This is a genomic window from Variovorax ureilyticus, from assembly GCF_037889935.1.
Classification (GTDB): Bacteria; Pseudomonadota; Gammaproteobacteria; order Burkholderiales; family Burkholderiaceae_C; genus Variovorax; species Variovorax ureilyticus.
On record NZ_JBBKZU010000005.1, the window covers coordinates 320,071 to 334,782 of the forward strand.

Sequence of the window (14,712 nt, forward strand, 5' to 3'; positions counted from 1 at the left end):
CGTTCCGGCCACGATCCGGGCGACCTCCGGATGGCGCGCCGAGGCGCCGCTCACTCCATGCGGCTCACGGCATAGACCGCCGCCTGCACGCGCGAGGCGAGGTTCAACTTGCGCAGGATGTGCTGCACGTGGATCTTGACGGTGGTCTCCGCGATGCCGAGCGCGCGCGCGATGTCCTTGTTGCTGGCGCCGCGTGCGATGTGGGCGAGGATTTCCTGCTCGCGCGGCGAGAGGCTCTCGATGGGGTCGGCCGGCACGCTCGCCGGGGGCTGCTGGGCTGGAAGCGAACTCTGGGTGGAGCGAAAGGCGGTGATGAGCTTGCCGGTCATCTCGGGGCTGATGGTCGATTCGCCGGCCATCGCGCGCACGATGGCTCCGGCCATCACGTCGCTGTCCACGGTCTTCAGCAGGTAGCCCAGCGCGCCACCGCGCAGCGCGGCGGCGAGGTCGTTCTCGTCTTCGCTCACCGTGAGCATCAGGATGCGCGCCTCGGGCGCGGCCTGCCGGAGGCCCGCGAGCGCATCCACGCCCTTGACGCCGGGCAGGTGGTTGTCGAGCAGGATGATGTCGGGCTGGGTCTCGGCGGCGCGGCGCTGGGCTTCGCCGGCGTCGCCGGCTTCGGCGACGACGCGGAAGCGGGTGTCGGCTTCGAGCAGCGCGATCACGCCGCGCCGGAACAGGGTGTGGTCATCGACCACGAGAAGGCGGATGGGCGTCGCGGTGCTGTCGTGATTCATGAGATTGCGGTGGTTGCCTTCTGCGGCGGCGTTTCGGCGACGGGCAGGATCATCGCGATGCTGGTGCCGGCGTCGACGACGGAATGCACCTCGACCTCGGCGCCGATGCTGCGGGCGCGCTCGCGCATGATGCGCAGGCCGACGTGGATGCCGTCTGGCGCCTGCTCGGGCTCGATGAAGCCGCAGCCGTCGTCGCGCACCTCGACGCGCCATGGCGGCGATTGCTGCACCTCGACCCACACGGCGCTCGCTCCGGAATGCTTGCGCACGTTCGACAGCGCTTCCTGCACCACGTGCAGCACCTGCACCTGCACGTCGGGATCGAGCGGCAGGCCCTGACCATCAATGGAGAGGTGCGTGGGCAGGCCGGTCTGGTGCTCGAACTTCTGCAGGGTGATCTGGATCGCGGGAATGATGTCCTCGGCGTTGGTGCGGGTGCGGAAGTGCACGAGCAGCTCACGGACGTCCGAGAGGCTGCCGTTGACGCCCGCATCGAGTTCGGCCAGGGTGCGATCGGCCTGCGCGCTGTCGCCGCGCTTGAGCGCGCCACGCAGCAGGCCGATCTGGATCTTCAGGAAGGCGAGGCTCTGCGCGATGGAGTCGTGCAGCTCGCGCGCGAGCAGGCCGCGCTCCTCCGCGATGGCGGCCTCGCGCTGCAGGGCCGCGCCGCGCAGCGCCTCGATGGCGCCGGCCAGGTGGCTCGCGAGGGTTTCGAGCAGCGCGCGGTCGTCGTCGGCGAGCGCGCGGGGCTCGCGGTAGAAGAGGTTCAGTTCGCCGACGAGGCGCTCCTGCAGCCGCACGGGCACGCTCACCACCGCACCGTAGCCTGCGCGCGTGCAGTGGCCGAGAAAGCCGGGCCGGTTCTGCGCGACGATCGGAATCACCTGCGTGCTGGCATGCGTCTGATCCTGGCCGCAGAAGCAGTCGCCGGTGGGCAGGCAGTACTCGTCGTCCGTCAGGTCGCGCGGCAGGCCGTCGGAGGCCAGCATGATGTAGCGCCGGTTCGATTCGTCGGACCAGCGGATGGCCGACGCATCGGCCTCGGCCGCGGCGCGGATCTGCTGTGCGAAGCCGTGGGCCAGTTCTTCGAGCGTGCCGGCGCGATTGACGAAGGCCGCGGCCTTGTAGAGCGCGGCGAGGCGGGCGTGCTCGGCTTCGAGGCGCATGGTCTTTTCCTGCACCTTGGATTCGAGGCCCTGGTAGAGGTCCTGCAGCGTTTCGGCCATGCGGTTGAAGCCGTCGGCCAGCGCGCCGAATTCGTCCTTCGCCGGATGATCGACGCGCGCCGAGAGGTCGCCGTCGCGGATGCGCGTGAGCCCGGCCTGCAGCCGAGCGAGCGGATTGAAGACCAGCAGGTACGACAGGTACAGGATGGCGACGGCGCTCGCGACCACCAGCGCCACCATGGCGAGCTGGACCGCGTTGAGGATGGCCGTGAGGCGCGAGAGATGGCCCTCGATCTGCGAGACGAAGCGGTCGATCTCCTCCACCAGGGTTCGGGCGCGCTCGGCAGCGGCGTCGGCGGACGGTGCGGGTGCTGCGCTCCAGTCGCGGCGCAGCGCGTTCCAGCCGGCTTCCACCGCGTCGAAGGCATCCAGTGATGCCTTGTCGCGCGGCACGAAGAGCGGGCGGGCCGGATCGCCCTGGCGCAGCAGCACGATGCTGCGATCGAGTTCGCCGGACAGCGCGACGATCTTCTGCGGATCGGAAAAGGCCTGCGCCTGCGCGAGCCGCCAGGCCTGCATGCGCATGCGGCCCGCCTCGTTGATGGCGGCGGCGCCGCCTTCGAGCTGCCACGTCATCCACAGCGTGAGCCCGATGGAGGCGATTGCGGCCACCAGCAGGGCGCCACCGATGGCGCCCAGCTTGGCCACCAGGTTCGGGGATCTGCGCATGGGGTCGGTAATGTAGCGGAGCGGGCTCGCTCGACGGACGCCTATTGAACCAGAGGAGCGGTCGCCGCGTCCATGTCGATGCCTTCGATGCGCGCCGCGCCGGTCAGCAGGCCGAGGTACTGGCGCAGCGCGGTCACATAGCTTTGCTGGCGCAGCGCTTGCGCGACGGCGGCGTGGACCGCCTCGAAGGGCGGCTGCTCGCCGCCTTCGCGCGCCAGCACTTCGATCACGTGCAGGCCGAAGCGGGTCGCGACCAGGTGCGGCAGCACGCCGATGGCCTGGCCGCCAAAGAGGGCGCGTGCAAATTCGGGCGCGCAGTCGTTGGCCGTGAGCCAGCCGAGGTCGCCGCCGTGGGCGCCGCTCGGGCAGTTGGAGAACTCCGCGGCCATGGCGGCGAAGGCTTCGGTCGCGCGCGCTGCGTCCTGGCAGCGCAGGTCGAACAGACAGTCCTCGGCGCGCATGCGCACGAGCGCGATGTCCACGCCGGGCGTCACGGCGAACAGCACGTGGCGCGCATGCACGCGCTCGCCGCTGGCGAAGTGCTTTGAGTTCGCGGCGTGGTGGCGGCGGCAGGCCTCTTCCGAAGGATCGGGCACCACGATCTCGCGGTCGAGCAGCGCCTCGATGGACCGCGCCGCCGCTTCGCTGGTCGCACCTTCGACGGGCGCGGGATCATCGGCGTCGAGCAGGCCGGCGCGCATCGCGGCCTGCCGAAGCAGCTCGGTGCAGGCGCGCTGGCGCAGGGCTTCCGGGGCCGGCGATTCGTCGTCGCGCGCGAGCGGGACGCCGTTCACCGAGGGCAGATCCGTGGGGGTGGTCATGGCTTCCTCCGGGGCTCAGGCCGAGCGGCCCGGCCGTGTGCGGGCGGCGACGATGTTCATGCGGCGCGAGCGCACCACCTGGTAGGGCCGGAAGAGGTAGCCGACCGTCGCGAGCCCGCTCCACACATGCACGAGGCGCGTGAACGGAAACAGCAGGAACAGGGTCATGCCCAGCACCATGTGCGTCTTGAAGGGCCATTCCACGCCCGCAAGCGCGGCCGCGTCGGGGCGGAAGGTGACGATGCCCTGCGCCCATCCGGCCAGGATCATCATCGTCCCGCCGTCGCGGTGATGCACCGAGAAGGGCAGGGTGACGAGGCCGAGCACGAGCTGCGCCCACAGCACGACGAGGATCGCGACGTCGGTGCGATGGCTGGTGGCGCGGATGCGCGGGTCCGACAGGCGGCGATGCAGAAGCATCGTCAGCCCGACGAAGCACAGCGCGCCGGCCGCGCCGCCGGAGACCACGGCCACCATCTGCTTCTGGCCGGCGCCGATGAAGGGTTCGTAGAGCCAATGCGGCGTCAGCAGCCCGACCGTGTGGCCGAACAGCAGGAACAGGATGCCGACGTGGAACAGGTTGCTGCCCCAGCGCAGCTGGCCGGCGCGCAGCAGCTGCGACGAGTCGCTCTTCCACGTGTACTGGTCGCGGTCGAAGCGCGCCAGGCTGCCGAGCAGGAAGACCGCGAGGCAGATGTACGGATAGACCGTGAACAGGAAGTCATGCACCGCGCGTGTCATGCGGAGGCTCCTTGGGCGTGTGGGTTGGAGGGGGAGGCAGGCCGCCGCACGATGCGCACGGGCTGCGGCGTGCCGGGTGCGGCCTGCCCTTCGGTGGAGCAGCCGCCGAAGGCCAGCGGCTCTTCCCAGGCCTCGTCGAGCGCGGGTTCGGGCTCGATCGGTACGGGCTGCGCCTTTTCGCCTGCGAGTTCGAGCACGGCGGCGAGCACGCAGGCGTAGGGACTGCGGCGCCCCCGCAGCGCGCTGAAGATGCTGCGCGTGATGTGCGCGAATTCCGCGAGGAAGGCGGCGGCCTGCGCGGGCGGTTGCGTCGATGCGTATTCGAGCACCACCGTCAGGTGGTCCGGCAGCTCGCCGGCGTGCAGCAGCAGGCCGGCCTGCGCATAGGTCTGCGTGAGGTCGACCATCGCGGGACCACGTTCGCGCGAATCGCCGTGCACGTGTTCGAACAGGTGCAGCGCGGTGGCGCGGCCACGATCGAAGAGGTCGACGTACTCGGCTTCGACGTCGAGCTGCGGGCCATCGCCGAGGTGCGCGACCAGCGCGTCGAGTTCGGCGAGCCTTGCCGCGCCGAGCGCGCCTTCGGCATGCAGCGCGTCGCGCATCGCGTCGAGGTGCGCGCAGAGTTCGGCGTCGGGGTAGCCCAGCAGGCGGGCCAGCACACGCAGGGTGTGGGCCATCGGCTGGGTGCTTTGCTTGAACAATGCCATGACTCAGTTCTCCACGTGGATGGGGATCGTTCGCTTCTTCTGGCCACCGAACAGGCTGGCGTCGGTCTCGCCGTCGGAGCACCCGTTGCCGAAGCTGAAGCCGCAGCCGCCGCGCAGGTCGAAGGCGTTCTCCGCGTACTCGCGGTGCGTGCTCGGGATGACGAAGCGGTCCTCGTAGTTGGCGATCGCCATCACGCGGTACATCTCCTCGACCGTCTCGGCGTCGAGACCCACCTGCCGCAGTGCCTCGGCATTGCCTTGGCCCTCGACGTGCTTGCCGCGCTGCCAGGCGCGCATCGCGAGCATGCGTTCGAGAGCGCGCACCACCGGCGCGGTGTCGCCGGCCGTGAGCAGGTTGGCGAGGTACTTCACCGGGATGCGCAGCTGGTTCACGTCCGGGATCTCGCCGTTGCTGCCGATGTGGCCGGCCTGTGCCGCGCCGGTGATCGGCGACAGCGGCGGCACGTACCAGACCATCGGCAAGGTGCGGTATTCCGGGTGCAGCGGCAGCGCGACCTTCCAGTCCATCGCCATCTTGTAGACCGGGCTGCTGCGCGCCGCTTCGAGCCAGTTCTCGGGGATGCCGTCGCGACGCGCCTGGGCGATGACTTCGGGATCGTGGGGGTCGAGGAATACGTCGAGCTGGGCCTGGTACAGGTCCTTGTCACGTTCCACGCTCGCCGCCTGCTCGATGCGGTCGGCGTCGTAGAGCATCACGCCGAGGTAGCGGATGCGGCCCACGCAGGTCTCGCTGCACACGGTGGGCTGTCCGGCCTCGATGCGCGGGTAGCAGAAGATGCACTTCTCGGCCTTGCCGCTCTTCCAGTTGTAGTAGATCTTCTTGTACGGGCAGCCCGAGACGCACATGCGCCAGCCACGGCACTTGTCCTGGTCGATGAGCACGATGCCGTCTTCCTCGCGCTTGTAGATCGAGCCCGAGGGGCACGATGCCACGCACGCCGGATTCAGGCAGTGCTCGCACAGGCGCGGCAAGTACATCATGAAGGTGTTCTCGAACTGGCCGTAGATGTCCTTCTGGATGTCGTCGAAGTTGCGGTCCTTGCTGCGCTTGGCGAATTCGCCGCCGAGGATCTCTTCCCAGTTCGGGCCCCAGACGATCTTCTCCATGCGCTGGCCGGTGATCAGGCTGCGCGGCCGCGCGGTGGGCGCGGCCTTCATCTCGGGCGCGGTGTGCAGGTGCTCGTAGTCGAAGGTGAAGGGCTCGTAGTAGTCGTCGATCTGCGGCAGGTTCGGATTGGCGAAGATGCGCATCAGCAGCTTCCACTTGCCGCCCTGGCGCGGCGTGATCGAGCCGTCCGCGTGGCGGGTCCAGCCGCCGTTCCACTTGTCCTGGTCTTCCCAGTCCTTGGGGTAGCCGATGCCGGGCTTGGTCTCCACGTTGTTGAACCAGGCGTACTCGACGCCGGGCCGGCTGGTCCAGACGTTCTTGCAGGTCACGCTGCACGTGTGGCAGCCGATGCACTTGTCCAGGTTCAGCACCATGCCGATCTGCGCACGAACTTTCATTGCGTTGCTCCTTGCGTGGGTTGGGCCGCGCCTGCATCGCGTGGCGCGTCGAGCCAGTCGACCTTGTTCATCTTGCGCACCACCACGAACTCGTCGCGGTTGGTGCCGATGGTCCCGTAGTAGTTGAAGCCGTAACTCAGCTGCGCGTAGCCGCCGATCATGTGCGTGGGCTTGAGCACGATGCGGGTCACCGAGTTGTGGATGCCGCCGCGCGTGCCGGTGATCTCCGAGCCCGGGGTGTTGATGATCTTTTCCTGCGCGTGGTACATGAGCACCATGCCGGGGTGGACCCGCTGGCTTACGACTGCGCGCGCCGCGATCGCGCCGTTCACGTTGAACAGCTCCACCCAGTCGTTGTCCTCAATGCCGGCCTTCTTCGCGTCGTCCTCACTCAACCAAACGACAGGGCCGCCACGGTTGAGCGTCAGCATCAGCAGGTTGTCGCTGTAGGTGCTGTGGATGCCCCACTTCTGGTGCGGCGTGATGAAGTTCAGCAGGATCTCGGCGTTGCCATTGGGCTTGATGCCCTGCATGCCGTGGGTGGCCTTCATGTCCACCGGCGGGCGGTAGCTCGAGAAGCCTTCGCCGAAGGCGATCATCCACGGGTGGTCCTGGTAGAACTGCTGGCGGCCCGTCAGCGTGCGCCATGGGATCAGCTCGTGCACGTTGGTGTAGCCGGCGTTGTAGCTCACCGTCTCGCTCTCGATGCCGCTCCAGGTCGGGCTGCTGATGATCTTGCGCGGCTGCGCCTGCACGTCGCGGTAGCGGATCTTCTCGTCCTCGCGGTAGAGCGCGAGGTGCTTGTGGTCGCGGCCGGTGGCCTTGGAGAGTGCTTCCCAGGCCTTCACCGCCACGTGGCCATTGGTCTCGGGCGCGAGTTGCAGGATCACTTCGCAGGCATCGATGTCGGTCACGATCTTCGGCCGGCCTTTCGTCGCGCCATCGTCTTGCGTGAAGCCGTTGAGCTGCCCGAGCTGCGTGACCTCGGTGTCGGTCTTCCAGCCGATGCCCTTGCCGCCGTTGCCGAGCTTGTCCATCAGCGGGCCGAGCGCGGTGAAGCGCTTGTAGACGTTCGGGTAGTCGCGCTCGACCACCGCGATCTGCGGCGCGGTCTTGCCGGGGACGAGCTCGCACTCGCCCTTCTTCCAGTCCTTCACCTCGAAGGGCTGGGCGAGTTCGGCCGGCGTGTCGTGCATCAGCGGCGTCAGCACCACTTCGCGTTCGACGCCGAGGTGGCCCACGCACACTTCGCTGAAGGCCTTCGCGAAGCCCTTGTAGATCTCCCAGTCGCTGCGCGACTGCCACACCGGGTCCACCGCCGCCGAGAGCGGGTGGATGAACGGGTGCATGTCGCTGGTGTTGAGGTCGTTCTTCTCGTACCAGCTCGCGGTGGGCAGCACGATGTCCGAATAGAGGCAGGTGGTGCTCATGCGGAAGTCGAGCGTCACGAGCAGGTCGAGCTTGCCTTCGGGCGCCTGTGCATGCCATTCGACCTCGACCGGCTTGGCATCGTCGGCGCCGAGATCCTTGCCTTGCACGCCGTTGGTGGTGCCGAGCAGGTGCTTGCAGAAATACTCGTGGCCCTTGCCGCTGGAGCCCAGCAGGTTGCTGCGCCACACGAACATGTTGCGCGGCCAGTTCTGTGGTGCGTCGGGGTCTTCGCAGCTCATCTGCAAGGTGCCGTCGCGCAGGCCGCGCACCACGTAGTCGCGCGGCTCCATGTTGGCGGCGCCCGCGTCCTTCACCACCTGCAGCGGGTTGGTCTTGAGCTGCGGCGCGCTCGGCAGCCAGCCCATGCGTTCGGCGCGCACGTTGTAGTCGATCATGCTGCCGCCATACATCGCCTTGTCGGCCAGCGGCGAGACGATCTCTTCCATGCCGAGCTTCTCGTAGCGCCACTGGTCGGTGTGGGCGTAGAAGAAGCTGGTGCTGTTCATCTGGCGCGGCGGCCGGATCCAGTCGAGCGCGAAGGCGAGGGCGGTCCAGCCGGTCTGAGGGCGCAGCTTCTCCTGCCCCACGTAGTGCGCCCAGCCGCCGCCGCTCTTTCCGATGCAGCCGCACATCATCAGGAGGTTGATGACGCCGCGGTAGTTCATGTCGGCGTGGTACCAGTGGTTCATCGCCGCGCCGATGATGACCATCGACTTGCCTTCTGTCCGGTCCGCGTTGTCGGCGAACTGGCGCGCGACGGTCACAATCTGCTCGCGCGGCACGCCGGTGATCGATTCGGCCCAGGCGGGCGTGTAGGGCGCGTTGTCGTCATAGCTGGCGGCGCCGCTGCCGAGGCCGCGGTCGATGCCGTACTGCGCGGCCTGCAGGTCGAACACGGTGGCCACGAACGCCTCGCGGTAGTCGCCTTCCTTGCCGAGCCGGAGCGACACGACCGGCACGCGGGCGTCGATCACGTCGCCCTTCTGCGTGTTGGCGGTGAAGTGGGGCGTCTGAACGCCGCCGAAGTACGGGAAGCTCACATCGCGCACTTCGTGCGCCTGCTTGCCGTCCTCGAGCACCGAGAGCTTCAGGCGCACGTCGGCGTCGTGGCGCGCTTCCTTCTCCTCCAGGTTCCACTTGCCGGCATCCTCCCGCCCTTCGGGGCCCCAGCGGAAGCCGATCGAGCCGTTGGGCAACACCGCGCGTCCGTCGGTGTCGAAGGCGACGGTCTTCCAGTCGGGGTTGTTGGCCTGGCCCAGCTTGCCGTTGAAGTCGCTCGCGCGCAGGTAGCGGTCGGGCACGAGCGTGGTGCGGCCGTCGGCGTGGCGCTGCGCCTTGAGCATCACCAGCATCGGCAGGTCGGTGTAGCGGCGCGCGTAGTCGTCGAAATAGGCGCTGCGCTGCTTGAAGTAGAACTCGCTCAGCGCGACATGGCCCATCGCCATCGCGAGCGCCGCGTCGGTGCCCTGCTTGGGGTGCAGCCACAGGTCGGCGAGCTTGGCGACCTCGCTGTAGTCGGGCGTGACCGCGACGGTCTTCGCGCCCTTGTAGCGCACCTCGGTGAAGAAATGCGCATCGGGCGTGCGCGTCTGCGGCACGTTGCTGCCCCAGGCGATGATGTAGGTCGAGTTGTACCAGTCGGCCGATTCGGGCACGTCGGTCTGCTCGCCCCAGATCTGCGGGCTCGCGGGCGGCAGGTCGCAGTACCAGTCGTAGAAGCTCATGCAGACGCCGCCGATCAGGCTCAGGTAGCGACTGCCGGCCGCGTAGCTCACCATGCTCATCGCGGGGATCGGCGAGAAGCCGATGATGCGGTCGGGCCCGTACTGCTTGATCGTGTGGACGTTCGCGGCGGCGATCAACTGGTTCACTTCATCCCAGGTGCTGCGCACGAAGCCGCCCATGCCGCGCAGCTGCTGGTAGTCGCGGCGCGCTTCGGGGTTCCCGGCGATCGAGGCCCAGGCCGAGACCGGGTCCTTGCTCACCGCGAGCGCGGCGCGCCAGCGTTCGAGCAGCCGGCCGCGCACCATCGGGTACTTCACGCGGTTGGCGCTGTAGAGGTACCACGAGTACGAGGCGCCACGTGCGCAGCCGCGCGGCTCGTGGTTGGGCATGTCCCAGCGGGTGCGCGGGTAGTCGGTCTGCTGGGTTTCCCAGGTGACGATGCCGCCCTTGACGTAGATCTTCCACGAGCAGGAGCCCGTGCAGTTCACGCCGTGCGTGCTGCGCACGATCTTGTCGTGCGCCCAGCGGTTGCGGTAGGCGTCCTCCCAGGTGCGGTCTTCGCCGGTGGTCACGCCGTGGCCGTCGGCGAAGCGTTCCTTGGGGAGGCTGAAGTGCGTGAGGCGATCGAGGAAATGGCTCATGGTTGTGCTTTCGAGATCAGCAGGGCATGGGTGCGTTGCGGCGCGCGTAGTGCCACCAGGTCACGCCGATGCACAGCAGGTAGAAGACGATGAAGACGTAGAGCGCCGCGTCGGGCGATCCGGTCAGCGCGATGGCGCTGCCGTAGCTCTTCGGGATGAAGAAGCCGCCGTAGGCCGCGAAGGCCGCGGTGAAGCCCAGCGTGGCGGCGGCCTCGGTGTTGGCTTCCTTGGTGGCGCGGGCCACGGCCTCGCGGTCGCCGGCGTTCACCTCGCGCATCTTCTGCGTCTGGAAGATCACCGGGATCATGCGGAAGGTCGATCCGTTGCCGAGGCCGGTCGTGAGGAACAGCACCAGGAAGCTCACGAAGAAGCCCGCGAAGCTGCCGCCCAGCGGCCCGTGCGGCAGGAAGACCAGCACGCCACCGACCGCCATCGTCATCACGATGAAGTTCCAGAACGTGACCTTCGCGCCGCCGAGCTTGTCGGCGAGCCAGCCGCCGAAGGGCCGCACCGCCGCGCCGGTCAGCGGGCCGAGCCATGCATAGGCGAGCGGATTCACGCCGGGAAACTGGCTCTTGATGAGCAGCGGAAAGCCCGCCGCATAGCCGAGGAAGGAACCGAAGGTGCCGAGGTACAGGATGCACATCAGCCAGTTGTGCTTGCGGCGGAAGATCACGGCCTGCTCGGCGAACGAGGCCTTCGCGTCCGCGAGGTCGTTCATGCCGAACCAGGCGGCGAGCGAGGCCAGCGCGATCCACGGCACCCAGATGAAGGCCGCGTTCTGCGTCCAGACCTGCACCGTCTGGTTGTTCCGGACGATGGTCTGCGCTTCGCCGCCGAAGATGCCGAAGATGCCGGCGGTGACCACCAGAGGACTCAGGAACTGCACCACCGACACGCCGAGGTTGCCGAGCCCCGCATTGATGCCGAGCGCCGAACCCTTGCGCTCCTTCGGAAAGAAGAAGCTGATGTTCGCCATGCTGGAGCTGAAGTTGCCGCCGCCGAAGCCGCACAGCAGTGCAAGGATCAGCATCGTCGGGTAGGCGGTCGTCGGGTCCTGCACCGCGAAGCCGATGCCGATCGCCGGGATCAGCAGCGATGCGGTGGAGATCGCCGTCCAGCGACGTCCACCGACGAGCGGCACCATGAACGAATAGAAGATGCGCAAGGTCGCGCCGCTCAGCGCCGGCGCGGCGGCCAGCCAGAAGAGCTGGTTGGTCGAGTAGTTGAAGCCGAGCGAGGGCAGGCTCACCGCCACCACGCTCCACACCTGCCAGATCGCGAAGGCCAGGAACAGCGCCGGCACCGAGATCCAGAGGTTGAGCTTGGCGACGGCTTCGCCCTCGCGTTCCCAGAACGCCTTGTCTTCCGGCTTCCAGATTTCGAGCAGGCGGCCGCGCCGCGCGCCCATGGTTTGCGTGGTCATACGGATACCTCCTTGGGAGTCAGGGGCGTGGAGCCCAGCAGATCGGTCTTGCGCACTTCGGTCCAGTACATCCAGACCAGCGACACCCAGACCACGCCGTACATCAGCATGAAGGCGCTGGAACGCACGCCGGTGAGGTCCATCAGCGCGCCGAACAGGATCGGCAGCACGAAGCCGCCCAGCCCGCCCGCGAGCCCGACGATGCCGCTGATCGCGCCGATGTTGTGCGGGTAGTCGTCGCTGATGTACTTGAAGACGCTGGCCTTGCCGAACGCGAAGGCGATGCCGAGCAGAAACAGAAGTGCGGTGAAGCCGTAGACGTTGAGCCCGATGTGGAAACTCTTCGGGCCATCGACCGTGAGCACGGTGAAGTCGGTCTGCGGGTAGCTCAGCAGGAACAGGCAGACCCAGCTCAGCCACATCACCCACCAGGTGACCTTGTGCGCGCCGTGCCGGTCCGACAGCAGGCCGCCGATGGCGCGCAGCACGCCGCCCGGCAGCGAGAAGCAGGCCGCCAGCAGCGCCGCGATGCGGATGTCCAGGCCGTATTCGCCGACGTAGTACTGCACCATCCAGAGGCTCAGCGCCACGTAGCCGCCGAACACGATGCTGTAGTACTGGCAGTACTTGAGCACGCGCGGATCCTTGAGCGCGCGCAACTGGTCTGCGAACTTCGTGTTCGAGGGCACGAGGTGCCGCGGATCGCTCGCGCTGCCGAGCCAGAACACGATCAGCGTGCCGAGCATGATGGCCGCATAGACCTCGGGCACGATGGTCCAACCGAAGGCCACCATCAGCGCGGGCGCGACGAACTTGTTGACCGCCGCGCCCGAATTGCCGGCGCCGAACACGCCCATCGCCATGCCTTGCCGTTCCCTGGGGAACCAGCGCGCGACGTAGGGCGTGCCGACCGAGAACGAACCGCCCGCGAGGCCCAGCACGAGCCCGATCACGAGGAAGTGCCAGAAGGCCGTGGCATAGGCCAGCAGCCAGATCGCCGGCACCGTGATCGCGAGCAGCACGGCCATCACGATCCGGCCGCCGTACTTGTCGGTCCAGATGCCGAGCGGCACGCGGACCAGCGAGCCGGAGAGCACCGGCATCGCGGTCAGCAGGCCGAACTCGGTGGCGTTGAGGCCGAGGGCCTTCCTGATCGGGATGCCGATGACGCCGAACATCATCCAGACCATGAAGCAGGTCGTGAAGGCCAGCGTGCTGACGATCAGGACCGACCAGGCCTTGGGTGCGATGGGGGAAGGGGGCATGGGGGAGTGCTCTCGTGTGTGACCACTCCACTGTTCCCGAGGGGCGCAGGCCTGAACATCCGTCCGGAGCACAGGTCCATCGCAGCAGAAGAACGATGGAACCTCAGCGCCGCCTAGTTCCGAAGAACGATGCCGGCGCGGGCCGAAGCGACACTGCTGCGGCTCGGGCCCGACCCGCCATTCGCCGGATCGAAACGCCTGCCGCGCAGATGCAGTGCAAGGGCGGCGTCCATGGTCTGGACGTGCTTGCGATACCAGTCCCGCAACTGCCAGGCCATCTGCCGCACGTGAAGCAGGCGGCCTTCGGCGACCTGCGTGATGCCGTCGCGCAGCACTTCGAGCACCACGCGGTGCTGGACCTGGTGGTCCCTGCGGGAGGCATATCCGGTGTCGTTCATCCACCGGTCCTCGCGGGCAAAGCCCTGGGCGATGCACTCGACCAGGTCGCGCCATGCGGCCGGCAGGTGCGCGTCGTCGGCTTCCTCGACGATCGCCAGCAGGCGCATGAGCTGTTCGTGCGCCTCGTCCATGAACGGCAGGTCGAGACAGAGCGAGTCGAAGCGAAGCGGATCCGTCATCGGGGCCTCCTTGTTGGGAAGCCCCCAGGCTATCGACGAAGGGCCGGCCGTTCGTTGACCGCGCGCAATGATCGCGCGGCCCCGGCGCGCTGCCGGGGCGTCAGCGCGCCGCGACCGCGGTGCCGTCGGGCAGTTCGATCTTGACCTCGAGCACTTCGAGGTCGTCCTGCTTCTCGAGGTGGACCTTGATGTCCTCGGCCTTGATCGACACGTACTTGGAGATCACCGCGATCAGCTCGCGCTGAAGCTCCGGCAGATAGTCGGGCCGCTTGTTGCCGAGGCTGCTGCGCTCGTGGGCGAGGATGATCTGCAGCCGTTCCTTGGCGACACTGGCCGTCTTCTTCTTTTCGCCCAGCAGAAAGGAGAGAAGGGACATCGAACTACCTCGCGCCGAAGATTCGTTTGAAGAAGCCGGGTTTCTCGGCGTCGACGAAGCGCATCGGCCGGTCCTCGCCGAGGAAGCGCGCCACCACGTCGCTGTAGGCCTGCGCCACGTCGGTGTCCTTGTCGTGGATCGCCGGCACGCCCTGGTTGGAAGCCTGCAGCACGCTCTCGGACTCGGGAATCACGCCGATGAGCTTGATGCGCAGGATGTCCTGGATGTCTTCCAGCGACAGCATCTGTCCGCCTGCCACCCGGTTGGGGTTGTAGCGGGTGATCAGCAGGTGCTCCTTGATCGGCTCGCCGCCTTCCTTGGCGCGCTTGGTCTTGGAGCTGAGCATCCCCAGGATGCGGTCCGAGTCCCGCACCGAGGACACCTCGGGGTTGGTGACGATGAGCGCTTCGTCCGCGAAGTGCATCGCCATCAGCGCACCGACCTCGATGCCGGCGGGCGAGTCGCACACGATGTAGTCGAAGCCCTGGTCGGCCAGTTCCTTGAGGATCTTCTCGACGCCGTCCTGCGTCAGTGCGTCCTTGTCGCGCGTCTGCGAGGCGGCCAGTACATAGAGGTTCTCGCAGTGCTTGTCCTTGATGAGCGCCTGGCTCAGGTTCGCCTCGCCCTGGATCACGTTGATGAGGTCGAACACCACGCGGCGCTCGCAGCCCATGATGAGGTCGAGGTTGCGCAGGCCGACGTCGAAATCGATCACCGCCGTCTTCTTGCCTGCCAGGGCGAGACCGGACGCGAAGCTCGCGCTCGTGGTCGTCTTGCCGACGCCGCCCTTGCCCGATGTCACCACCACAATTTTGGCCATTGCCACATTCCTCTTTCGT

At 67.6% G+C, this 14,712-nt stretch carries 12 protein-coding genes; all 12 read right to left on the reverse strand.

Annotated features, from left to right (window positions below):
- Positions 1 to 50: 50 nt before the first annotated feature.
- The 12 genes from WKW77_RS13900 to minD all read right to left on the reverse strand — a co-directional run bounded on the left by WKW77_RS13900 (position 51) and on the right by minD (position 14,693).
- Positions 51 to 737 carry a response regulator gene (locus WKW77_RS13900; protein ID WP_340357429.1) on the reverse strand — a complete coding sequence of 229 codons (687 nt, stop codon included), beginning with the start codon at positions 735 to 737 and terminating at the stop codon, positions 51 to 53.
- A complete protein-coding gene (locus WKW77_RS13905) occupies positions 734 to 2,632 on the reverse strand; it encodes a type IV pili methyl-accepting chemotaxis transducer N-terminal domain-containing protein (protein WP_340357430.1) in 1,899 nt (632 codons plus the stop codon). Before WKW77_RS13905 ends, WKW77_RS13900 begins: the two co-directional genes overlap by 4 nt.
- Before the next feature lie 41 nt (positions 2,633 to 2,673).
- Positions 2,674 to 3,453, reverse strand: coding sequence for a peptidylprolyl isomerase (locus WKW77_RS13910; protein WP_340357431.1), 780 nt, complete (start codon positions 3,451 to 3,453; stop codon positions 2,674 to 2,676).
- Between the two features lie 15 nt (positions 3,454 to 3,468).
- Positions 3,469 to 4,194 carry a respiratory nitrate reductase subunit gamma gene (gene narI, locus WKW77_RS13915; protein ID WP_340357432.1) on the reverse strand — a complete coding sequence of 242 codons (726 nt, stop codon included), beginning with the start codon at positions 4,192 to 4,194 and terminating at the stop codon, positions 3,469 to 3,471.
- Positions 4,191 to 4,904: a nitrate reductase molybdenum cofactor assembly chaperone gene (gene narJ, locus WKW77_RS13920; RefSeq protein WP_340357433.1), complete on the reverse strand. Its 714-nt coding sequence runs from the start codon at positions 4,902 to 4,904 to the stop codon at positions 4,191 to 4,193. The genes narI and narJ overlap by 4 nt, the downstream gene beginning before the upstream one ends.
- A gap of 3 nt (positions 4,905 to 4,907) precedes the next feature.
- A complete protein-coding gene (narH, locus tag WKW77_RS13925) occupies positions 4,908 to 6,431 on the reverse strand; it encodes a nitrate reductase subunit beta (RefSeq protein WP_340357434.1) in 1,524 nt (507 codons plus the stop codon).
- Positions 6,428 to 10,228, reverse strand: a complete 3,801-nt coding sequence (locus WKW77_RS13930; RefSeq protein ID WP_340357435.1) for a nitrate reductase subunit alpha — start codon at positions 10,226 to 10,228, stop codon at positions 6,428 to 6,430. The genes narH and WKW77_RS13930 overlap by 4 nt, the downstream gene beginning before the upstream one ends.
- 16 nt (positions 10,229 to 10,244) lie before the next feature.
- Positions 10,245 to 11,654, reverse strand: coding sequence for a NarK family nitrate/nitrite MFS transporter (locus WKW77_RS13935; protein ID WP_340357436.1), 1,410 nt, complete (start codon positions 11,652 to 11,654; stop codon positions 10,245 to 10,247).
- Positions 11,651 to 12,919 (reverse strand): MFS transporter, encoded by a 1,269-nt coding sequence (locus tag WKW77_RS13940; protein ID WP_340357437.1) that lies wholly within the window; start codon positions 12,917 to 12,919, stop codon positions 11,651 to 11,653. Before WKW77_RS13940 ends, WKW77_RS13935 begins: the two co-directional genes overlap by 4 nt.
- Before the next feature lie 113 nt (positions 12,920 to 13,032).
- Complete coding sequence (locus WKW77_RS13945) at positions 13,033 to 13,497, reverse strand: bacteriohemerythrin (protein ID WP_340357438.1); 465 nt, start codon at positions 13,495 to 13,497, stop codon at positions 13,033 to 13,035.
- Between the two features lie 100 nt (positions 13,498 to 13,597).
- Positions 13,598 to 13,873 carry a cell division topological specificity factor MinE gene (gene minE, locus WKW77_RS13950; RefSeq protein WP_093167637.1) on the reverse strand — a complete coding sequence of 92 codons (276 nt, stop codon included), beginning with the start codon at positions 13,871 to 13,873 and terminating at the stop codon, positions 13,598 to 13,600.
- Positions 13,874 to 13,877: 4 nt separating this feature from the next.
- Positions 13,878 to 14,693 (reverse strand): septum site-determining protein MinD, encoded by an 816-nt coding sequence (gene minD / locus WKW77_RS13955; protein ID WP_340357439.1) that lies wholly within the window; start codon positions 14,691 to 14,693, stop codon positions 13,878 to 13,880.
- Between the last annotated feature and the right edge of the window lie 19 nt (positions 14,694 to 14,712).